Origin of the sequence: Agathobaculum sp. (genome assembly GCF_034098985.1) — a bacterium.
In the GTDB taxonomy this organism is placed as follows: Bacteria; Bacillota; Clostridia; order Oscillospirales; family Butyricicoccaceae; genus Agathobaculum.
On record NZ_JAXEOA010000013.1, the window covers coordinates 30,093 to 52,310 of the forward strand.

The following is a 22,218-nucleotide window of genomic DNA, read 5'->3' on the forward strand; positions in this document are numbered from 1 at the left end:
CATGGCTAAGCAGCTTATTTACGGCGAGGATGCACGCAAGGCATTGGAGCGCGGCATTGACCAGCTCGCTGACACGGTCAAGGTTACGATTGGTCCCAAGGGCCGCAACGTTGTGCTGGATAAGAAGTTCGGCGCGCCGCTCATCACCAACGACGGTGTGACGATCGCGAAGGAGATCGAACTGGACGATCCGTATGAAAACATGGGCGCGCAGCTCGTCAAGGAAGTCGCGACCAAGACCAACGACGTGGCGGGCGATGGCACCACCACCGCGACCGTGCTGGCGCAGGCGTTCGTTAAGGAAGGCCTGAAGAATGTGGCGGCCGGCGCGAATCCGATGGTCATGCGCCGCGGCATTGCCAAGGCGGTAGACGCTGCGGTCGCCGCGATCGCCGACCATTCCAAGAAGGTCGACGGTACCAACGATATTGCCCGCGTTGGCGCCATTTCGTCCGGCGACGATGAGATTGGCAAGCTGATCGCTGAAGCGATGGAAAAGGTTTCGACCGACGGCGTTATCACGGTCGAGGAATCTAAGACCGCCGACACTTATTCCGAAGTCGTTGAGGGCATGCAGTTTGACCGCGGCTATGTTACCCCCTATATGTGCACCGATACCGAAAAGATGGAAGCTGTTCTGGACGATGCACTCGTTTTGATCACGGATAAAAAGCTGTCCAGCATTCAGGAACTGCTTCCGGTGTTGGAGCAGGTTGTCAAATCGGGCAAGAAGCTGCTGCTGATCGCGGAGGATATTGAGGGCGAGGCGCTGTCTACGCTGATTGTCAACCGTCTGCGCGGCACGTTCACCTGTGTAGCGGTCAAAGCGCCGGGCTTTGGCGACCGCCGCAAGGAAATGCTGCAGGATATTGCAATCCTGACCGGAGGTACTGTTATTTCCGAAGAAATCGGCGTTGAGCTGAAAGATGCGACGCTGGAAATGCTCGGTTCGGCACGCCAGATCAAGGTTACCAAGGAAAACACCACGATTGTCGACGGCGCCGGCGACAAGCAGGCGATTGCAAACCGCGTTACCGAGATCCGCGGCGCGATCGAGCGCACAACTTCGGACTTTGACCGCGAAAAGCTGCAGGAGCGTCTGGCCAAGCTGGCAGGCGGCGTTGCTGTCATTAAGGTCGGCGCGGCTACTGAGACGGAGATGAAAGAAAAGAAACTCCGCATCGAGGACGCACTCAATGCTACCAAGGCAGCTGTCGAGGAAGGTATTGTCGCCGGCGGCGGCGTATCCTATATCAACGCAATTGCGGCGATTGAAAAGTTGATCGAGTCCGCTGAGGGCGATGAGAAGACCGGTATGAGCATTATCGCGCGCGGCCTGGAAGCGCCGATGCAGCAGATTGCCGCAAACGCGGGTATCGAGGGCGCTGTCGTCGTCGATAAGGTCAAGAGTGCCGGCAAGGTTGGCTACGGCTTTGACGCTGCGACGGAGACCTACGGTGATATGATTGCTAACGGTATTGTCGACCCGACCAAGGTCAACCGCTCTGCGTTGCAGAACGCGGCGTCGGTCGCTTCGATGGTGCTTACAACAGAAAGCCTGGTTGCTGACAAGAAAGAGCCCGTAGCGCCCGCTCCGGCTGCTCCGGATATGGGTGGCATGTACTAAGCTTTAATATACCGCAGAAAAGGCGGCGCACTTTACGGTGCGTCGCTTTTTTATCTATGGTGTTTTGCGTTTTTCCACTGTACTTTTGGGGAACACTATGGTAAACTATGCACGTAGTAGAAAGGAGGCGCTGCCATGATATTTGGAATCAACAGCCTCTATGTTTGGGTTGCAGTCATCATTATCGGTGTCGCTGTGGAAGCATTTACGCTGGATTTATCTGCAATCTGGTTCGCAGTCGGTGCGGTATTCGCCCTGATTGCAGCGAGCATCGGTTTGGGATTACCTGCGCAACTTTTAATTTTTGTATTGTTTGCCGCAGTGCTGCTCATACTGGTGCGCCCGTTCTGCCGCCGTTTTCTGCGTACTAAAAACGAGCCCACCAACGCAGACCGGATTATCGGCGAACCTGCTATCGTCATTCAGGAAATTGACAATATGCAGGAAACGGGGGAGATCAAAGTGTTCGGCCAGCTTTGGACAGCACGCAGCGTGGATGATTCACTGATTCCGCAAGGCGCAGCTGTCAAGGTCATTGCGATTCGCGGAGTCAAAGCGATTGTTGAAAAGGTGTAACAGAGTAAAGGAGAAAAAACATGCCATTTCTTGTACCGATTATTTGGATTGTGCTCGCCATTATCCTTATAGCGTTTTTGGCAAGCAATATCGTCATTGTGCCGCAGGCTCGCGCCTATGTTATCGAACGGCTCGGCACGTATCAGGGAACATGGAATACCGGTCTGCACTTTAAAATTCCGCTGTTTGAACGCATCGCCCGCAAGGTGACGCTGAAAGAGCAGGTTGTAGATTTTCCGCCGCAGCCTGTCATTACCAAAGACAATGTTACGATGCAGATCGATACTGTTGTTTATTTTCAGATAACGGATTCCAAACTGTTTGCTTATGGCATTGAGAGCCCTATGTCTGCTATCGAAAACTTGACGGCCACCACGCTGCGTAATATTATCGGTGACTTAGAGCTTGATCAGACGTTGACCAGCCGCGATATCATCAATACTAAAATGCGCGCGATTCTGGACGAGGCGACCGATGCGTGGGGCATCAAGATCAACCGCGTGGAGCTGAAAAACATCATGCCACCGGCTGCGATTCAGGAGTCGATGGAAAAGCAGATGAAAGCGGAGCGCGAACGCCGCGAGGCGATTCTGGTTGCCGAAGGACAAAAGCAGTCTGCGATTCTGGTTGCCGAAGGCGAGAAAGAATCGACAGTTCTGCGTGCCGAAGCAAGCCGCCTTGCCAAGATCAAAGAAGCGGAAGGCGAGGCCGAGGCGTTGTTAACGGTTCAAAAGGCGCTTGCCGAATCCATTGAGATGTTGAACAAGGCAGAGCCGACTGAGCAGATCATTAAGCTCAAATCGCTCGAAGCATTCAGTCAGGCGGCTGACGGCAGAGCGACGAAAATTATTATCCCGAGTGAAATTCAGGGCCTTGCCGGATTGGCAACCTCCTTTAAGGAAGTCATTACTGACCCGAAAAGCGAACCTGCGGCGAAATAATAGCGGCAGCCTGTCAGAACTTGTCTGACAGGCTGCTTTTTTGCCGCTGTGATTGACAAAAGAGCGTTTTAATGATAGCATAATTGAATAGACGCTCATATTTCGCAGGAGGGATTTCATTTGGCTGGAAAAAAGCAAAAATCAGAAGTCGAGTGCTGCGAAGAGCATGTAATCCATACAGATGCGGTGCAGCAGGCGTGCGGGGCAATGCCTGACGAAGATATTACGGCTGCTGCTTCGGACTTTTTCAAAGCATTTTCCGATAAAACGAGACTGCGTATTCTATCTGCGTTGGTAACGGAAGAACTGTGTGTGTGTGATATTGCTTCGTTATTGTGTATGAGCCAGTCCGCAATTTCGCATCAGCTTCGTTTTCTCAAGCAGGCAAGACTGGTTCGCAGCCGAAAAAGCGGTAAAACGGTTTATTATGCATTGTGCGACGACCATATTCAGACGATTCTCGCACAAGGGATCGCGCACGTGCAGGAGGGATAGAAATAGATGAGCAAGGATATAAAACGGTCAGACGAGCAGCCATTGCAGCAGGAAAAGCAAACTGTGGTAGCGCCAGATGGATTTTCTGTCGGGCTGGTAGACGAGCTGTTGTCAGATTTAGAAAGCGGCACGGTGCAGACTTCAGAACCGCCCATAGAGGAAACAGCGGTTTCTGAAGAAGAACAGGCAGAGGAACTTGCTCCGGAGGAAACGGAAGAAGTGGAACTACCAGAGCCAGAACAGTCTGGGCTGGAGGCTGAACCACAGGGGACTGAGTCTTTGGAAACGGATGAGAAACTGCCTCCCATCTCGGAAGAATTTCCGTCAGATCAGGAGAATGCGGAGGACGCGGATTTTGACGGCTTGTCTTTTATAGAGCGTGCGAGACTGCGCGCACGGCTGCGCCGCCGGGAACAGACCCGGCAGCGGCGAGAAAACGCACGCCGTGGCTTGTATGGCGCCGATGTGCCTTATCAGGCGATGACCGCCGTGGATATCCGGGGGACATTGGTGCGTCTGGCGATTGCGGCGGTCTTTTTAATAATCGGCCGCGTATTGGAACAAGGCACAGGGGCGTTGGTCTTTTATCTGATCGCTTATCTGATTGCGGTGTTGCCGGTGGCGGTTACCGTGGTCCGCGATATGATGCACGGTAAGTATTTTAGCGAATACCTGTTAATTTTCCTTGCGTCATTGGGTGCGTTTTTGCTCGACCAGCGGTTTGAAGCTTCATTAGTTTTGATTTTGCACAGTATCGGTAAGCTCATTAATGATATGGTACTGGGGAAAACGCGCAATTCACTTTCTCAGCAAACAGATTTTGTTCCGGTCCAAGCTTCTCTAGTCAATATGGAAGGTGAGGAGCGCCGTGTGGCGCCCGGGGATATCAAGATCGGCGATTTTATCATTGTGCGCGCCGGTGAGCGCATCCCGATTGATGGAGAGGTGCTGCGGGGCGAAGGTACGGTGGACGACACCGTGCTGACAGGCGACAGCGAGCCTGGCGAGGTCTGCAAGGGCTGTAAGGTACTGGCTGGTAGCCTCTATACTGGAACGTTGCTTTTGATTCGCGCGACCACGCGCTTTGAGGACTGCGGCGTCAGCCAAATCCTGCGTATTCATGAGGAATCCACAGGACGGCGCGCTTCGCTCGAAGAATCTGTCATTCACGGCGCGTCGCGCTATATGCCGCTCATTATTTGCATAGCGGTGCTGCTGGCATTTTTGCCGCCTCTCTTTCATTTTGGGCGTCTGTCTACATGGATTTACCGTGCGCTGACCGTGCTGATCGTTTGTTGCCCAACAGCGCTGCTGATATCAGTTCCGCTCAGCTTTTTGGGCGGCAGCGGGCGTATGTCCCAAAAGGGGATTCAGGTTAAGGGCAGCGAGGCCGTAGAAAAACTGGCTGAACTTCGCATGGTCGTTTTTGACAAGACTGGTACGCTGACAGAAGGGAATCTGAGGGTCAAAGAGATTCAGGCGACCGCTGATTTTAACGCCGAGAGCTGCCTTGCACTGGCGGCTACAGCAGAACAGATGTCCCAGCATCCGGTAGCACGTGCGGTGGTTGCGGCTTATGAGGGTATTCCGCAAAAGATTGCTGAATTTGAAGAATTTCCGGGTCGCGGCGTGCGTGCCCGTATTGGAAACCACAATCTGTTGGCCGGCAACCGTAAGCTGATGATTTCTCGCGGCGTGAAAGGCGTTCCCGACCTTGCGGGTACAGTGTTGTATCTTGCCTATGAGGGCGACTATGCCGGAGCAATCATTTTGGAAGACACTGTCCGTCCGGAGGCGGAGACGGCGATCGCCGGGTTGAAATCGCTTGGCGTAATGCGTACCGTCATCCTGACCGGTGACACCGAGCTTCCCGCGCAGCAGGTGGCCGACGCGATTGGTATTGATACCGTGCACAGCGGCTTGTTGCCGGAAGAGAAAGCATCCAAAATGGAGTTCCTGCTTCGTACGATCCCGACTGACGGTACGGCGGCTTACGTGGGCGACGGTGTCAACGACCTGTCCGAACTCAAGCTGGCCGACGTAGGCGTTGCGATGGGCGTTGCAGGCTCTGCGGAATCAGCTGAAGCCGCCAATGTGCTGATTATGACGAACGATCTGACCCGTTTCACCGAAGCGGTCCGTATCAGCCGCCAGACGCATGGAGTGGCAATGCAGAACATGCTGCTGCTTTTTATCATCAAAGCGGTTCTGGTGCTGCTGACGCTGTTCGGTGCGGCAACTATGTGGCAGGCCGTAGCGGCTGATGTGCTCATGACCGTGCTGGCTGTGCTCAACGCAGCACGTACGCTGAACGCGAAATAGAAAAGAAAAGGCCATGCCGCGTAAGTGCGGTATGGCCTTTTGTCGTTTTTTATGTTATACTGATGCTGTATCTTGTTATGGAGGAACGTGTATTGCACAAGAAGATTGAAGCGATCCTGTCCCGCGTACAGAAGCCTGCGCGTTATGTCGGCGGCGAGTGGGGTTCGATTACCAAAGATAAGGAAAAGACGGATTTACGGTTTGCCTTTTGTTTTCCCGATGTTTACGAAGTGGGCATGTCCCACTTGGGCTCGCGTATCCTATATGGCTTGCTCAACGAGCAGGAGGGCATCTGGTGCGAGCGTGTGTTCACGCCTTGGGTCGACATGGAGCAGGAACTGCGAAGCGCAGGCCTGCCGCTTTACGCACTGGAAAGCGGCGATCCGCTGAATGCGTTTGATATCATTGGTTTCACGCTGCAGTATGAGCTGTCCTTTACCAATATATTAAATATGCTCGATCTAGGCGGCGTGCCGGTGATGGCCGAGGAACGCACCACGCTTAAAAATTTGGTGGTCGCGGGCGGCCCTTGTGCTTATAACCCTGAGCCGCTTTGCGACTTTGTCGATCTTTTCATGATCGGCGATGGGGAAGAGGTTATTCTCGACCTAACCAGCCTATATAGGAAAGCAAAGCGGGAAAATTGGAGCAAAGGCTTCTTTTTGTCTGAGGTAGCACAGATCCCCGGTATTTATGTGCCGTCGCAATACGAAGTCACCTATTGCGATGACGGTACCGTTCGGGCAGTGACGCCGAAAAATGGCGCGCCTGCGGTCGTACAAAAGCGCATTGTGCAGGACCTCGATACGATGTACTATCCTGAGTCGTTCGTTGTGCCGTCAACTGATATCGTGTTTGACCGTGCGATGGTTGAACTGTTCCGCGGCTGCCCGCGCGGCTGCCGCTTTTGTCAGGCGGGCCACACCTATCGTCCGCTTCGCACCAAATCGAAAGACGTGCTGCTCCGTCAGGCGAAGAACGTGCTAAAAAATTCCGGTTACGAGGAGATATCGCTTTCATCACTCTCGACCAGCGACTATGGCGAGCTTTCCGCGTTGACAGAAGGGATGCTCGATTACTGTGAGCCGCGGCATATCAGTTTGTCTCTGCCCAGTCTGCGCGCCGACAGCTTCAGTACGGAGCTGATGCAGCGTGTGCAGAAAACTCGGAAAAGCGGGCTTACTTTTGCCTGCGAGGCTGGGTCACAGCGGCTTCGCGACGTTATCAATAAAAACATTACTGAAGACGATGTGCTGCACGCCTGTGAAATAGCGTTTCAGGGCGGTTGGAACAACGTCAAACTCTATTTTATGCTTGGCTTGCCGACTGAAACCATGGAGGATCTTGACGGCATTGCCGAAATCTGCAAAAAAGTGGCTTATTGCTGGCGCATGAATACTAATAACCGTGCACGCGGCGTCCGCATCACCGCGTCGGCCTCCTGCTTTGTGCCAAAGCCGCAGACTCCTTTCCAGTGGGACGCGCAGGACACGCTGGAAACGCTGCGTGAAAAGCAGGCTTATATGAAAACGATCATGAAAACTAAGAATGTGACCTATAACTGGCATGACGCGGAAACGTCGGTGCTGGAGGGGGTCATCGCGCGCGGTGACCGCCGACAGGGAAAAGCTATTTACCTTGCATGGCAGCGCGGCTGCAAATTGGACGGCTGGGATCAATTTTTCGATTACCAGACTTGGGTGCAAGCTTTTCAGGACTGTGGGCTTGATCCCGCTTTTTATGCCTCTCGCCATCGGGAGCTTTCCGAGACCTTCCCGTGGGATCATATTGGCTGCGGGTCCAGTAAACTACATTTGCAGAAAGAATGGGAGCTTTCCCGAAAGGCTGCTGTGACGCCGGACTGCATGATGAAATGTGCTGGATGCGGTGCTGCTACCCTGCTGAAAGGGGGCAAATGCTGTGTTTAAAGCCAGAATGAAATTTGCCAAAGAGGGACGGGCTAAGTATATCTCGCACCTCGACCTGATGCATGCAATGCAGCGGGCAATGGCGCGCTGCCAAATGCCGATGTGGTTTACCGAAGGCTTTAATCAGCACGCATATGTTTCAATAGCGCTTCCGCTTTCGACTGGGTTTTCCAGCGAATGTGAGTTTTTGGACTTTAATATAACCTCGGAATCTGTGCCGGAAAATGCGGTCGAGGCGATGAACGATGCGCTTCCGGAAGGCCTGCGCGCTATTGAAATCTATCCGCTGGAGGATGGCGGCTTGAAAGTCGGTCGTATCGCTTGGTCGCAGTATCGGATCACATGGAGTTTTGAAAACAGTGTGCCCGCAGGGTTTGCCGAAACAGTGCGTCAATTATTCGCCCAGCCTGTGGTCGAAATTTTGAAGCGGTCCAAACGTGGGGAAAAGGTCGTCAACATGCGCGACCTGATGCACGACCTGTCAATTGACGAGCAGGCGCCGGAAGTGTTTGCCACGGTCGTTACCGCAGCGGGCAACAACAGCATGAGCCCAGAGTATTTGACGCGAGCCGTGCAGCAGTATTTGCCGCAATATGAGATCCCGTTCTGCGCGTACCACCGCCTGAACGTGTTGACCGAAGACGGTCAAAATTTCCGCTAAGAGGAGAGCCGAACGCATGAGTGCACCCCGTACTGTATCAAAGGAACAAATTCAAAATCAATACGCTTATATCGACGGCATAGCCAATCTGCTAAAGGGCAGGCAAATGCGGGCCTATACGCATACCTTTGGCTGTCAGCAGAACGAGGCGGACACCGAACGCATTCGCGGCATGCTGTATGAAATGGGCTTTTCCATGACCGATACGGTGGATGACGCGGATTTTATCCTGTTCAATACCTGTGCGGTGCGCGAGCATGCGGAGGATCGCGCGTTCGGCAATATCGGCGCGCTGTCACATCTGAAAAAGCAGCGGCCCGATGTGATCATCGCGTTATGCGGCTGCATGGCGCAGCAGCAAAAGAATGTGGAAAAGATCAAGAAAAGCTATCCGCAGGTCAATCTGTTGTTTGGCACGCACGCACTCTGGCGGTTTCCATCCCTGCTTTACCGTGTTTTGACAGAAAAAAAACGTGTGTTCGATATTGACGGTGAGGAGTGCGGCGAAATCGCCGAGGGACTGCCGGTGCTTCGCGAAGATGGAGCGAAAGCATGGCTGTCCATCATGTACGGCTGCAATAACTTCTGCACGTACTGCATTGTCCCTTACGTGCGCGGACGCGAGCGCAGCCGCTTTCCGGAGGAGATCGAACGGGAACTTCACGAGCTGGTGGCCGCCGGATACAAAGATATCACGCTTCTAGGTCAGAACGTCAATTCCTATGGCAAAGACCTGGGGCTGGATATTGATTTTGCCGACCTGCTTCGCCGTCTGAACGACGTGTCCGGTGATTTTCTGCTTCGCTTCATGACCAGCCATCCGAAAGACGCCTCCCCGAAGCTGTTTGAAGCGATGGCGGACTGTCCCAAGGTCGCCAGACAGCTTCATCTGCCGTTCCAGTCCGGCAGCGACGATATCCTGCGCCGCATGAACCGGCGTTATACAGTCGGGGAATACCGGCGGCTGATTGCCTGCGCCAGGGAGAAAATGCCGGATATTACTTTGTCGAGCGATATCATCGTCGGTTTCCCGGGAGAAACGGAAGAAGACTTTGAGCAGACGCTTGCCCTTGTCCGCGAAACCGAATTTGATTTGCTGTTTACATTTTTATATTCCAAACGAAGCGGTACGCCTGCTGCGGAATATGAGGACAAAACCCCTGCAAAGGTGAAGCAGGAGCGCTTTGAGCGCCTGCTGCGTACACAGGATGAGATCGTCGCCAGACGGCAGGCTGCGTATCAGGGCAAGCGACTGCGTGTGCTGGTGGACGGCGCAGCCAAAGGACCGGATTATCCTTTTACGGCACGCACGGAGGGCAATTTGCTCGTATGTGTACGTGGAGAGGGGCTTCAAATCGGACAATTTACCGAAGTAGAAATTGAAAAAACCTCACTGCGCTGCTTGTTTGCGCGAAAAAGATAGAAAGAGGTAACAAAATGGCAGACTTTACGCCCATGATGAAACAATATTTTGATATCAAAAACAAGAATAAAGATTATATTCTGTTTTATCGTTTGGGCGATTTCTATGAAATGTTTTTCGAAGACGCTAAGCTGGTATCCCGTGAGCTGGAACTTACGCTGACCGGCCGCGACTGCGGCCAGGAGGAGCGAGCACCCATGTGCGGCGTGCCGTATCACAGCGCAGAGGGATATATCGCGAAGCTCGTGCGAAAGGGATATAAAGTCGCGATCTGTGAACAGGTTGAGGATCCCAAGCTGGCCAAAGGGCTGGTGCGGCGCGAGATCGTGCGGCGAGTTACGCCGGGCACGGTTGTTGAGGCGTCCATGCTTGAGGAAAACCTCAATAATTTTCTGGGGTGTGTCTATGAGGCGCAGGGTCAGATCGGCGTATGCTTTGCCGATATTACGACCGGCGAAGCCTATGCGACGGGTTCTGCCGACTGGAACGACATTGCGAGCGAATTGGGGCGTTTTGGTCCGCGCGAAGTGCTCATCGGCGGGAATGCTGTTGGGAATGAAGCGCTGAATACTTTTTTGCGCGAGCGGCTGGAAGCGCTGATCGAACCCATGCCGGAGGAAAGCTTTGAAGCGCAGCGTGCGTCTGCCCGTATCACAGAGCGTTTTCATATCGAAGATTTCGACGCGGTAGGGCTGTCCGGGCTTCCTTGTACAATCCAGTGCATGGGCGGTCTGCTGGATTACCTGGAGCAGACGCAGCAGACCGCGCTCGCCAGCTTAAACAGCCTGCAGGTTTACCATCAAGGGCAGTATATGGAGCTGGATCTGATTGCACGGCGCAATCTCGAGCTTTGTGAAACGATGCGCACGAAAGAGAAAAAAGGCACGCTTCTTTGGGTGTTGGACAAGACCAAGACAGCCATGGGCGCACGGCTGCTGCGTCAGTGGATCGAAAAGCCGCTCCACAATCCGCTCCACATCGCGCGCCGCCAGCAGGCGGTCGGCGCGCTGTGTGACGATGTGATGGCACGAACCGCAATGGGGGACGCGCTGAAAAAGGTGTTCGATATGGAGCGCCTGATCGGGCGCGTGGTATATGGCACAGCAGGCGGTCGCGACCTGCGCGCGCTCGGCGCCGCGATCTCCAATCTGCCGGCAGTTAGGGAACAGGCTGCGCTGTTCGGCACGCCGCTTCTCCGGGAACTCACCGGACGTATCGATCTGCTTGAGGATATCTGGCAGCTGATCGATCTTTCAATCGTGGAAGAGCCGCCTGTCACGGTGCGTGAAGGCGGTATCATTAGATCAGGCTTTAACGAGGAAATAGATCGCCTGCACGATTTGGCATCAGGCGGCAAAGGGCAAATCGCGGATATTGAACAGTCCGAGCGCGACCAGACTGGGATCAAGAGCCTGAAAATCGGTTATAACCGCGTGTTTGGCTACTATATAGAGGTCAGCAAGGCCAACGGCAATCTGGTGCCCGACCGATATATCCGCAAGCAGACACTGGCCAACTGTGAGCGTTATATCACAGAAGAACTCAAACAATTGGAAAGCACAGTGCTTGGTGCACAGGAACGGCTGACCGCGCTGGAATACGACGTGTTTGTATCGGTGCGAGACCGGGTGGCCGCAGAGGTCCATCGCGTACAGTGCACGGCGCAGGCGCTTGCGAATTTAGACGTGTTGTGCGCACTTGCAGAGGTAGCGTCGGACAACCATTATGTCTGTCCGACCGTCGATTTTTCGGGACGTATCGAAATTCACGACGGACGGCATCCGGTCGTTGAAAAAATGCTGGCGGACAGCCTGTTCATTCCCAATGACACGGTGCTTGACAATGGGGAGAACCGGGTCTCCATCATCACCGGCCCCAATATGGCAGGCAAGTCTACATATATGCGGCAGGTTGCGCTTATTACCATCATGGCGCAGATCGGTTCGTTCGTGCCGGCGTCCAGCGCGCATATCGGCGTGGCCGACCGGGTGTTCACCCGCGTCGGCGCGTCGGACGATCTGGCGAGCGGTCAATCGACCTTTATGGTGGAAATGAGCGAGGTTGCTGATATATTGAAAAACGCAACCAAATCCAGCCTGATCATTTTGGATGAGATCGGGCGCGGCACCTCGACGTATGACGGCATGTCCATCGCGCGCGCGGTGATAGAATATGTGGCTGATACCAAGAAGATCGGCGCGCGTGCGCTGTTTGCCACACACTACCATGAGCTGACTGCGCTTGAGGGTATGGTTGCCGGGATTAAAAACTACAATATCGCAGTCAAAAAACGCGGAGATGATATCACATTTCTGCGCAAGATCGTGCGCGGCGGCGCGGATGACAGCTATGGCATAGAAGTCGCCAAATTAGCGGGCGTGCCGAACCCGGTCATTAAACGCGCCAAAAGCGTGCTCGCCGATTTGGAGGCAAATACGCCGCGCGTGGAAATGCACGCGATTGAAGAGGATGACATTCCACAGCTTACTATGAACGAGCTGTCGGGCGGCGCGGTCGCAGACCGTCTGCGCGCGATGCAGGTCGACACTATGACGCCGATCGAAGCGCTGAATGCGCTCTATGAACTGAAAAAACTGCTGTAACGGAGGAAAGGAGCGCCCAGCTTGGCCATTATTCAGGAATTATCACCGCATCTGGCCGATTTGATCGCGGCGGGCGAGGTCGTAGAGCGGCCGGCATCAGTCGCGAAAGAATTGGTTGAAAATGCAATTGATGCGGGCGCGACCCGAATCACGGTAGAAATTGAAAATGGCGGCGTGACCTATCTGCGTATCGCGGATAACGGTTGCGGCATGTCGGCGGAGGATGCGCCTGTCGCGTTTCGTCGGCATGCGACCAGCAAGCTGCGCACCGAAGCCGACCTCTCCGCGATCGGCACGTTGGGTTTTCGGGGCGAAGCGCTGGCAGCGATCTCTTCGGTCTCACGCATTGACCTGTTCACACGCCAGCCGGATGCGATCTCCGGCCTGCATCTGCATTTGACGGCGGGCACGGCGGATATAAGCGAGGAGGCCGGTTGTCCGCAGGGGACGACCATTGTGGTGCGCGACCTGTTTTTCAATACGCCGGCGCGCATGAAATTTCTCAAAAAGGACTTTACGGAGGCCGGATATATTTTAGGCGTGGTGCAGCATGCCGCGCTGTCGCATCCCGAAATCTCGTTTACGCTTATCCGCGATGGCAAGCAGGTATTCACGACCGACGGCAAAGGAAAGCTTTTGGTGCCGGTGTTTGCCGTATTTGGCAAAGAGATGACGGAAAACATGCTGCCGGTGCCGCAGACGGAGCATAACGGCATGTCGGTCAGCGGATATATCGTCAAACCGCATGCGGGCCGCCCGAACCGGGCAATGCAGCATTTCTTCGTAAACGGGCGTTATGTGAAAAGCAAGCTGATGCAGGCCGCGTTGGAAGAAGCCTATCGCAATGCGATCATAACCGGGAAATATCCCTCAGGCGCTGTTTTTCTCGAACTGCCGCTCGGCGCGGTCGATGTCAATGTCCATCCGGCCAAAACAGAAGTGAAGTTCTCGCAGGAAAAAGCCGTTTTTGAGGCGGTCTATATTGCATGCAAAAACGCGCTGGCAGCGGGTGACAACACGCCTCAGCTCATTCATAAGACCAAAGAAGCCGCGCCTGTTCCTCGCTGTGAAGATCATGTGACAGGACAGCAGCAGCGGTTTGCCATGCAGCGGCCGATAGAGCCGTCCGTGCAGGCAGAAACCCTGCAGGGAAAAAGCGCCGCGCCCGAGCTCGAAGATTTTTTGGTCGCCGTGCCGCCGCGTACGCCGCGGCCTCAGCATGCAGGCTTTGTAGCCGCCCAGCCTGCGATCCCGTATCAACCGCCCCGCAATGCTGGGCCCATGCAGGCAGATCCTGTGCTGATGCAGAAAATGAAGCAGCATAATATGCCCGCTCCGGCGGCCGCGGAATCCAAAGCCGTTTCTGCGGAACCAACTCAGGCGGCTCCTACTTTAGAACCGTTGGATACCGGTGCGCGTGTGATAGGAGAGTGTTTTCAAACCTATTTGATTGCAGAAGATCAGGATGGACTAATCCTCATCGATAAGCACGCCGCACATGAGCGGATTTTGTTTAATAAGCTTCGTGCGGAAAGTGAAATCCCATCTCAGGAATTATTGTCGCCGGTGATCGTCGAGCTGACCGCCGAGCAATCGGCTGCTTTGACCGAGCAGATGGAGACGCTTCGGCAGGCTGGATTTATTGTGGACTCCTTTGGGGAGAATAGCTTTGCTGTAAGAAGCGTGCCGGCATATCTGGATAGCGGCGACGTATCCAACGTGTTAAGTGAGCTGGCGGAAAAAGCGATGAACAGCCGTGCCGCCGTACCCGACCGGCTGGATGATTTGATCCACACGGTTGCTTGTAAGGCGGCAATCAAAGCGGGGAAATCGACTACACTCATCGAACTGCAGGATCTCTGCGACCGCGTACTAAGCGATGAAAATGTCCGTTCGTGCCCGCATGGGCGGCCAACCACTGTGCGGTTGACAAAATATGAGCTGGACAAGCTATTTAAGCGTGTAAACCAATAGGAGAGCAAATGGAAAATCGTTTGATCTGTATTTGTGGCCCGACGGCTAGTGGGAAAACCGCGCTTTCGGTCGCGCTGGCCGAACAGCTTGATACGGAAATCATTTCGGCTGATTCCATGCAGCTATATCACGGCATGGATATCGGTACAGCCAAGCCGACTGCCGAGGAGCGGCGCGGCATCCCTCATCATTTGATTGATGTTTGTGAGCCGGGCGAGCGTTTTTCGGTCGCACGCTATGTCGAACTCGCGGACGTTGCGGCGCAGCAGCTTCTGGCATCCGGCCATATCCCGGTTGTCGTAGGCGGCACCGGATTGTACATGGATGCGCTGATCGAATGTAGCGTTTTTACTGGGGACGAGACCGATTTGGCGGTGCGCATAAAATATCAGCAATTGGCGGAGAAGCAGGGAAATGCGGCGGTGCACGCCGCGCTGCGGCAGGTAGATCCGGAAGCGGCTGGGCGGCTTCATCCGAATAACCTGAAACGTGTCATTCGCGCCTTGGAGGTTTTTGAGCAGACAGGGCTGACGCTTGACGAATTTAACCGCCGCAATAAACGGATTGCGCCAAAATACGACGCAGTAAAGATCGGCGTTTGTCCCGTGGAACGTGAAGTGCTGTATGAGCGGATCGATCGTCGCGTCGAGCAGATGTTGGAGGACGGCTTGCTTCAGGAAACCCAGCGTTTGCTGGATGCTGGGAAACTCATTGGAACAGCGGCGCAAGCCATCGGCTATAAAGAGCTTTTGGGATATCTGCAGGGACAGGAGCCGCTGGATGCGTGTGTCAAACTGCTCAAGCAACGCAGCCGAAATTACGCCAAGCGCCAATTGACTTGGCTGAAAAGAGATGACAAAATCCACTGGATTTATTATAATAAACACGAGGAACTTGAGACGCTGCGACAAAAAGCGACAGACTATCTGGTAGAATGCGGTGTACAATAATACCATAATTTGTAAATTATGGAGGAATTATTGTGCGAAACGAGATCAATTTGCAGGAAGCACTGCTCAATGCGGTGCGCCAGCAGGGACAAACTGTAACGGTGTTTTTGACCAATGGCTTTCAGATGCGTGGCTGTGTCCGCGGTTTTGATAGCTTTATTGTAATATTGGAGAGCGAAGGCAAGCAGCAGATGATTTATAAGCATGCTATCTCCACCATCATTCCGCAGAGCCGCGTCGATCTGCACGCCCGCCGTGAGGAGGGAATTGCAGCCTCGGAATAACATACATAGGGGTACCGCATGGAGCAGGATAACAGACAACTGCATAGGAAAAAACGAAAGCGCACGCAGCCAAATAACCGGCTTCCCGTACTGGTCATCGCCGCAGTGCTGGTATTTTATATCGGCGCGCAGGTAATTTCCGCGTTTTTTGGCAGTGTGGAAACTATTACTGCCGCCCACGTTACGGTCGATGACAGCTTCGGCGCCACCGGATGGTTTATCCGGGATGAGGTCGAAGTATCGGGCAGCGCAAGTGATACGGTAAAGCATATCGTTTATAGCGGTGAACGCGTGCAGCAAAATGCGCCGCTTGCAATCGAATATTCGGACGAGCAGTCGCTCGACCATAGCCGCGAGCTGGAGGCACTGGACGAACAGATCGGCCTATTGGATACCGCATTGCAAACCGCTGGCGACGGTTCAGATGCGGCAAAGCTGGATCAGCTGATCACGCTTTCCATGCAGCAATTATCTGCGCAGCTAAAAACAGGATCGGGCGCAACGCTTAGTTCCGCAGCAGCCTCACTGCGTACGCTTTCGCTTCGCCGGGAAGCGGGCACGCTCGATGCAGCAACCATATCTGCTGAACGTCAAGCGCTTGATACGCAGCGGCAATCACTTGCCCAACAGCTTTCCGGCAGGACCAGCGAAATTACGGCGCCATCCTCTGGTTATTTTTCTGAAATTATAGATGGTTATGAACAGGTTTTCACTGTTGATAAGCTGGAAGACCTAACACTGGAAACGTTTCAGAAGCTCACCGCGGCAAAACCGCAGAATTCGGGAGCGGCATTAGGTAAGATTATACAAGGCTTTAGCTGGTATCTTGGTGCAGAAATCCCAACTGAACAGGCTAATCGACTGTCTGTCGGTACAAGTCTGCGGGTGCGCTTTACACAGGCCTCTATTGAAGTGCCGGTGACCGTATATGCGTTGGATAAACCGCGAAACAGCGATGTTTCACTCGTTATACTAGAGGGAAATGAGTTCAACAGCGAAATGGTTTCGATGCGCGATCAGCCGATCGATATTATTTTGGGCACCTATATAGGGCTGAAAGTTCCCAAAGAGGCCGCGCGCATGGAAACTGACAGCAAGGGCAACAGTACGCTCGGTGTCTATATCCTCAGCGGCTCGATGTCGCGCTTTAAGAGCATTCAGCCGTTATATGAGACCGACCAGTTTTATGTGGTGCAGCAAAGCGCCACTGACGCTGGTGCGCTTGTTGCACAGGATAAAATTATTATTAAGGGTAAGGATATTCAGAATAACAGGGTGGTGAAGACATGACCGTGCAGGAAAAACAGGAGCTTGCGCTGCGTATCCGCAATGTGCGCGAGAGGATAGAACGGGCCGCCCAGGCTGCCGGGCGCGATGCTTCGGAAATCCATTTGGTCGCGGCGACTAAAATGAACGATGCTGAACGCGTGAAATATGCAATCTCCTGTGGCATTCATATCGCAGGAGAAAACCGTGTGCAGGAACTGCTGGATAAGTACGATCAGCACGCCTACGATGGTGCTGATCTTCAGTTCATCGGCACGCTGCAGACGAATAAGGTAAAATATTTAATCGGCAAGGTATCGCTGATCCAGTCAGTCGGATCCATACGCCTTGGAGAGGCCATAGCCAAAGAGGCGGCAAAGCATTCTCTGCGGCAGGATATCCTTTTGGAGGTAAACATTGGTAGAGAAGAGGCCAAAAGCGGCCTGCTACCGGAAGAACTGGATGCTGCGGTTTGTCATTTATGTGAAAATCCTGCCCTGCATATCCGCGGATTAATGGCCATTCCGCCGATTGCTGACCAAACAACGAAAAATTTGAGCTATTTCCATGAAATGCACCAACTCTTTGTTGACATTTTGACGAAAAAATACGATAATGTAAACATGGATTATTTGTCTATGGGTATGACAAATGACTTTGAAACCGCGATTGCCTGCGGCGCGAATATGGTGCGTATCGGTACGGCGATCTTTGGCGCGCGGCTCTATGGGGCGGCGCAGCAGAAAGCATAAGGAGGAACTTTTTTATGGGTTCGATTAAGGGATTTATCGACTGGGTTAAGGGAGAGGATGTCGAAGACGAATTCGAAGAGCAGGAGCCCCGTCAGCGAATCGAAGAACCTGTCTCCGCATCGCCCTCGGCTTATGATGTTCCCGATACCTCCTCATCCCGCCGCAGCAACAAGGTCGTTAACATCAACGCAACTACACAGCTTGCGGTCGTTTTGGTAAAGCCCGACCGGTTTGAAAACGCGGCGGAAATTGCCGATCATTTGAAAGACAAGCGCACTGTTGTGCTCAATCTGGAACAGACCAACAAGGATGTTGCGCGCCGTCTGGTCGATTTTCTCAGCGGTGTCGCCTATGCCAATGAAGGCAAAATTAAAAAAGTTGCAAACAGCACGTATATCATCACGCCCTACAATGTGGATATCATGGGCGATCTGATTGACGAGCTTGAGAGCAGCGGCATGTATTTTTAAGGCTGGTACGACGTGAATCATTTGGTCATCTATTTTGTATCTTCGGTCGTCCGGTGTTTGGAGTTTTTGTTCCTTGCCCGCGCGATTATGTCGTGGTTTATGCAAGGGCGGGATTCCAAAATCTATGAGTTTTTGTATCTCGTCACCGAGCCGATCATCGTGCCGTTTCGCCGGCTGCTTGAACGGTTTGACGCGTTACGTGGCTTTCCGCTCGATATTGCATTTTTGTTGGCATTTCTCGCGCTGGAGGTCATTTTGACTTTCCTTTACACCTTGTAACACGGTTGAGCGGAGTGGTCGGGTCATTTGCCCGACCATTTTACCGTATTTTAATAGAAAGAAAATCCGACTCTAAAGATAAACGGAGGAAGAACATATGACGGTGCAGGAAATTCAGGAAATTGGCTTTGAAAAAGCAGTTTTCGGTGGATACGATATGAAATCTGTTGACACGTTCCTGGAGCGTGTGGCAGAGGAATTTGCAGCGATGCAAAAAGAAAATGCGGCACTCAAAGCCAAGATGAAAGTGTTGGTCGACAAGATCGAGGAATACCGCGGTGTCGAAGACGGCCTGCGCAAGACACTAATGAGTGCACAAACATTAGCCCAGCAGACGGTGGACAAAGCTAAGGAAGAGGCTGCGCAGATTATTTCAGCAGCGCGCAGCGAAACCGAAACTAAGGTCAAAACCACACAGGAGCAGATTTCGCTGGAAGAACAGAAGTTTGAAACCGCGAAGAAGAACACCATGGAGTTTATTGCGCGCGTTTCCGCGGTCTATCAAGCTCAAGCTAAGGCGCTTGTGGAGCTCGCAAAAGGGGAAAAGCTGGTAGCGGCTCAGCCCAAGACCGAAGCTAAACAGCAGCAAGCACCGGTGCCGGAACAGCCGATGGATCGTCAGGTCGCTCAGGAAGTTTCTCAGATTATAGACGAGCCGCAACAGGCTCCTCAGGCAGATGAGCCTGTTGCAGAGGCTACTAGGCGTTTTTCCGTCACGGAGACGGAACTGAAGAGCAGCAAGGATAAAAATTTTGACTTTGGCGAGCTGAAGTTTGGCTCGGATTACGATCCCAAGCAAGTTAAGTAAACACAACGAAAGGACGGACACGACACGATGTCGCAGGATTATAACAGCACCATCAATTTGCCGAAAACCGAGTTCCCGATGCGTGCGGGTTTACCCAAGCGCGAGCCCGGCTTTCTCGAAGGTTGGGAAAATGACCGCCTTTATCATACGCTTATGGACAAAAATGAGGGTAAGCCGCTTTTTGTACTCCATGACGGTCCTCCCTATGCTAACGGCAATCTGCACATGGGCCATGCGCTCAACAAAATATTAAAGGATATTATCGTTCGTTATAAAAATATGGCTGGCTTTCAGGCTCCGTATGTACCTGGATGGGATACCCACGGACTGCCGATCGAACGTCAGGCCATGCAGGCTTATGGGATGGACCGTGACAAGGTGTCGACAGCGGAGTTTCGCGCCAAGTGCGAGGAATTTGCACACAACCATGTCAACACACAGCGCGAACAGTTTAAGCGCCTCGGCGTGATCGGTGATTGGGAACGTCCATATTTGACGCTGACTCACGATTATGAAGCTGCACAGATTGAGATTTTTGGCGAAATGGCCAAAAAAGGTTTTATTTACAAGGGTCTGAAGCCGGTCTACTGGTGTCCACACGACGAAACCGCGCTGGCGGAAGCTGAAATCGAATATCAGGACGAGAAATGCTCATCTATCTATGTGAAATTCCAAGTTACCGACGATCAGGGTGGCAAGTTGTCGTCAATCGCCGGCTCGCTCGACCATGTTTATTTTGTCATCTGGACGACGACGACTTGGACGCTGCCAGGTAACCTCGCAATTTCTGTGAACCCATCGTTTGAATACGATCTGGTCAAGGTGCCAAACGGCGATGTTTATGTGTTGGCAAAAGAACTGGTCACGTCGGTGATGCAGGCGTCTGGAATGGATTTCTGGGAAGTTATCGGTACGCTTATGGGTTCTGACTTGGAGTTGATGCGCACCAAACATCCGATTATGGATCGAGAAAGCATTGTAATCTGCGGCGACCATGTTACGCTGGACGCCGGTACGGGTTGTGTCCATACGGCTCCAGGCTTTGGCGCGGATGACTTTATTGTCTGCCAGAAATATAAGATCCCGATTATAGTCCCGGTCGACGGCAAGGGCATGACGACGAAAGATGCGGGCAAATACGCCGGCATGTATTATGAGAAGTCTACGCCTGTGATTCTGGAAGATCTTAAGGCATGCAGTGCGCTTTTGGCGATCGAGGAAATTGAGCATAGCTATCCGCATTGCTGGCGCTGCAAGCATCCGATTATTTTCCGTGCAACAGAACAGTGGTTCTGTTCGGTGGATGCGCTGAAAGACGACGCGATCCGTGCCTGCGCCGATATCCAGTGGCTGCCTGCATGGGGTGAGGAACGCATGACCTCTATGATCCGCGAGCGCTCCGATTGGTGCATTTCGCGACAGCGTGTCTGGGGCGTTCCGATCCCGATTTTTACTTGTAAAAAATGCGGTAAACCATTGGTCAATGAGCGGACGATTCAAATTGTCGCTGACTTGTTCCGCAAAAAGGGATCAAATGCGTGGTTTGAGCTTTCGGCTGCGGAGATCCTGCCGGCAGATATTCAATGCCCCTGCGGCTGTGGCGAATTTGAAAAAGAAACCGACACCATGGATGTTTGGTTTGATTCCGGCTCGTCTTGGCGTGCGGTCATTGAAAATCGTGAGCAGCAGCCGACTCCGGTTGACGTATATCTGGAGGGCAACGACCAATACCGAGGCTGGTTCCAGTCATCGATGCTGACTTCGATCGCAACACAGGGGAAAGCGCCTTATAAGACGGTCATCACGCATGGTATGATCGTGGATGAAGAACGCCAGAAAATGTCCAAATCGCGTGGCAACGGCATCTCTCCGGATGACATTTTGGCTCAGTTTGGCGCGGATGTGATGCGTCTTTGGGTTGCATCTTCTGACTATCGGCAGGATATGCGTATTTCCATGGACATGCTAAAGCATCTTTCGCAGAACTATTTGAAGATCCGTAATACAGCACGCTATATCCTCGGCAATCTGTTTGATTTTGATCCATATAAGGATCAGGTCGCATATGACGATATGCCCGAACTGGATCAATGGGCTCTCAGCCGTTTAAATATGCTGGTCGCCAAAGTGCGCGGTGGATATGACGATTATGAATTCCATACGGTTTTTCATACGATTCATAATTTCTGCGTAGTTGATATGTCCAATTTCTATCTGGATGTAATAAAGGATCGGTTGTATTGTGATGAAACCGCTGGTGTAAGCCGCCGTTCGGCGCAGACTGCGATGTACCATATTCTAAATGCACTTGTGCGCATGCTGTCTCCTATCCTCTGCTTTACGGCAGATGAGATTTGGCAGGTAATGCCCCATGCAGATGGTGATGATGTGCGCAACGTTGCTTATAATGATATGCCGTCTGTCAATGAATTGTGGGCATTCAATGAGGAAAACGCCGAGAAATGGGCGAAGCTTACGGCGTTCCGTGATGATGTCAACAAGGCATTGGAGGGTGCGCGTAATGATAAAATCATTGGCAAGCCATTGGAGGCCAGTGTGACCGTGTATGGTGACGAACAGGCCATCGCATTCCTGAACGGTTGCGGACAGGATCTTGCGGCGCTTTGTATCGTTTCCGAGCTTCATGTGGTGGCTGGCTTGGGCGATGGAATGGACAGCGAATATCTGCCGGGTCTAAAGATTCAGGTTGAGCGTGCGGCGGGGGATAAGTGTGAACGCTGCTGGACGCAATCCAAATCGGTTGGCACGGATACGAAACATTCGACCCTTTGTGCACGCTGCGCGTCTGTTGTTGGATAAATAGGATAGGAAAGGGGAGCAGCGAACCGCTGTTCCCCT

Annotated in this window: 18 protein-coding genes; all 18 read left to right on the top strand. The window is 52.9% G+C overall.

Annotated features, from left to right (window positions below; all coding sequences use genetic code 11):
- The first annotated feature begins 1 nt into the window (after position 1).
- The 18 genes from groL to ileS all read left to right on the top strand — a co-directional run bounded on the left by groL (position 2) and on the right by ileS (position 22,179).
- A complete protein-coding gene (groL, locus tag SO058_RS03545) occupies positions 2-1,627 on the top strand; it encodes a chaperonin GroEL (RefSeq protein WP_320841623.1) in 1,626 nt (541 codons plus the stop codon).
- A gap of 135 nt (positions 1,628-1,762) precedes the next feature.
- Positions 1,763-2,203, top strand: coding sequence for an NfeD family protein (locus SO058_RS03550; RefSeq protein WP_320841624.1), 441 nt, complete (start codon positions 1,763-1,765; stop codon positions 2,201-2,203).
- A gap of 20 nt (positions 2,204-2,223) precedes the next feature.
- The gene (locus tag SO058_RS03555; protein WP_320841625.1) at positions 2,224-3,144 is read left to right on the top strand and encodes an SPFH domain-containing protein; all 921 of its coding nucleotides are present in this window, start codon (positions 2,224-2,226) and stop codon (positions 3,142-3,144) included.
- A gap of 120 nt (positions 3,145-3,264) precedes the next feature.
- On the top strand, positions 3,265-3,639 hold the full coding sequence (locus tag SO058_RS03560; protein ID WP_320841626.1) for an ArsR/SmtB family transcription factor: 375 nt from the start codon (positions 3,265-3,267) through the stop codon (positions 3,637-3,639).
- Positions 3,640-3,645: 6 nt separating this feature from the next.
- Positions 3,646-5,961: a heavy metal translocating P-type ATPase gene (locus SO058_RS03565; RefSeq protein WP_320841627.1), complete on the top strand. Its 2,316-nt coding sequence runs from the start codon at positions 3,646-3,648 to the stop codon at positions 5,959-5,961.
- A gap of 77 nt (positions 5,962-6,038) precedes the next feature.
- Positions 6,039-7,889 carry a TIGR03960 family B12-binding radical SAM protein gene (locus tag SO058_RS03570; RefSeq protein ID WP_320841628.1) on the top strand — a complete coding sequence of 617 codons (1,851 nt, stop codon included), beginning with the start codon at positions 6,039-6,041 and terminating at the stop codon, positions 7,887-7,889.
- Positions 7,882-8,550 (top strand): TIGR03936 family radical SAM-associated protein, encoded by a 669-nt coding sequence (locus SO058_RS03575; protein WP_320841629.1) that lies wholly within the window; start codon positions 7,882-7,884, stop codon positions 8,548-8,550. The genes SO058_RS03570 and SO058_RS03575 overlap by 8 nt, the downstream gene beginning before the upstream one ends.
- Before the next feature lie 16 nt (positions 8,551-8,566).
- Entirely contained in the window at positions 8,567-9,973 is a 1,407-nt protein-coding gene (gene miaB / locus SO058_RS03580) for a tRNA (N6-isopentenyl adenosine(37)-C2)-methylthiotransferase MiaB (protein WP_320841630.1), read from the top strand.
- A 14-nt stretch (positions 9,974-9,987) separates the two neighbouring features.
- Positions 9,988-12,576 carry a DNA mismatch repair protein MutS gene (gene mutS / locus SO058_RS03585; RefSeq protein WP_320841631.1) on the top strand — a complete coding sequence of 863 codons (2,589 nt, stop codon included), beginning with the start codon at positions 9,988-9,990 and terminating at the stop codon, positions 12,574-12,576.
- A gap of 21 nt (positions 12,577-12,597) precedes the next feature.
- Positions 12,598-14,550 carry a DNA mismatch repair endonuclease MutL gene (gene mutL, locus SO058_RS03590; RefSeq protein WP_320841632.1) on the top strand — a complete coding sequence of 651 codons (1,953 nt, stop codon included), beginning with the start codon at positions 12,598-12,600 and terminating at the stop codon, positions 14,548-14,550.
- 8 nt (positions 14,551-14,558) lie between these two features.
- Positions 14,559-15,500, top strand: a complete 942-nt coding sequence (miaA, locus tag SO058_RS03595) for a tRNA (adenosine(37)-N6)-dimethylallyltransferase MiaA (protein WP_320841633.1) — start codon at positions 14,559-14,561, stop codon at positions 15,498-15,500.
- A gap of 29 nt (positions 15,501-15,529) precedes the next feature.
- Complete coding sequence (gene hfq / locus SO058_RS03600) at positions 15,530-15,784, top strand: RNA chaperone Hfq (protein ID WP_320841654.1); 255 nt, start codon at positions 15,530-15,532, stop codon at positions 15,782-15,784.
- Positions 15,785-15,802: 18 nt separating this feature from the next.
- Positions 15,803-17,074 carry an HlyD family efflux transporter periplasmic adaptor subunit gene (locus tag SO058_RS03605; protein WP_320841634.1) on the top strand — a complete coding sequence of 424 codons (1,272 nt, stop codon included), beginning with the start codon at positions 15,803-15,805 and terminating at the stop codon, positions 17,072-17,074.
- A complete protein-coding gene (locus SO058_RS03610; protein WP_320841635.1) occupies positions 17,071-17,802 on the top strand; it encodes a YggS family pyridoxal phosphate-dependent enzyme in 732 nt (243 codons plus the stop codon). Before SO058_RS03605 ends, SO058_RS03610 begins: the two co-directional genes overlap by 4 nt.
- 14 nt (positions 17,803-17,816) lie before the next feature.
- Complete coding sequence (locus SO058_RS03615; RefSeq protein WP_320841636.1) at positions 17,817-18,272, top strand: cell division protein SepF; 456 nt, start codon at positions 17,817-17,819, stop codon at positions 18,270-18,272.
- Between the two features lie 12 nt (positions 18,273-18,284).
- Positions 18,285-18,551: a YggT family protein gene (locus SO058_RS03620; RefSeq protein ID WP_320841637.1), complete on the top strand. Its 267-nt coding sequence runs from the start codon at positions 18,285-18,287 to the stop codon at positions 18,549-18,551.
- Positions 18,552-18,648: 97 nt separating this feature from the next.
- Positions 18,649-19,359, top strand: coding sequence for a DivIVA domain-containing protein (locus tag SO058_RS03625; RefSeq protein ID WP_320841638.1), 711 nt, complete (start codon positions 18,649-18,651; stop codon positions 19,357-19,359).
- Positions 19,360-19,386: 27 nt separating this feature from the next.
- On the top strand, positions 19,387-22,179 hold the full coding sequence (gene ileS / locus SO058_RS03630) for an isoleucine--tRNA ligase (RefSeq protein ID WP_320841639.1): 2,793 nt from the start codon (positions 19,387-19,389) through the stop codon (positions 22,177-22,179).
- Positions 22,180-22,218 lie beyond the last annotated feature (39 nt).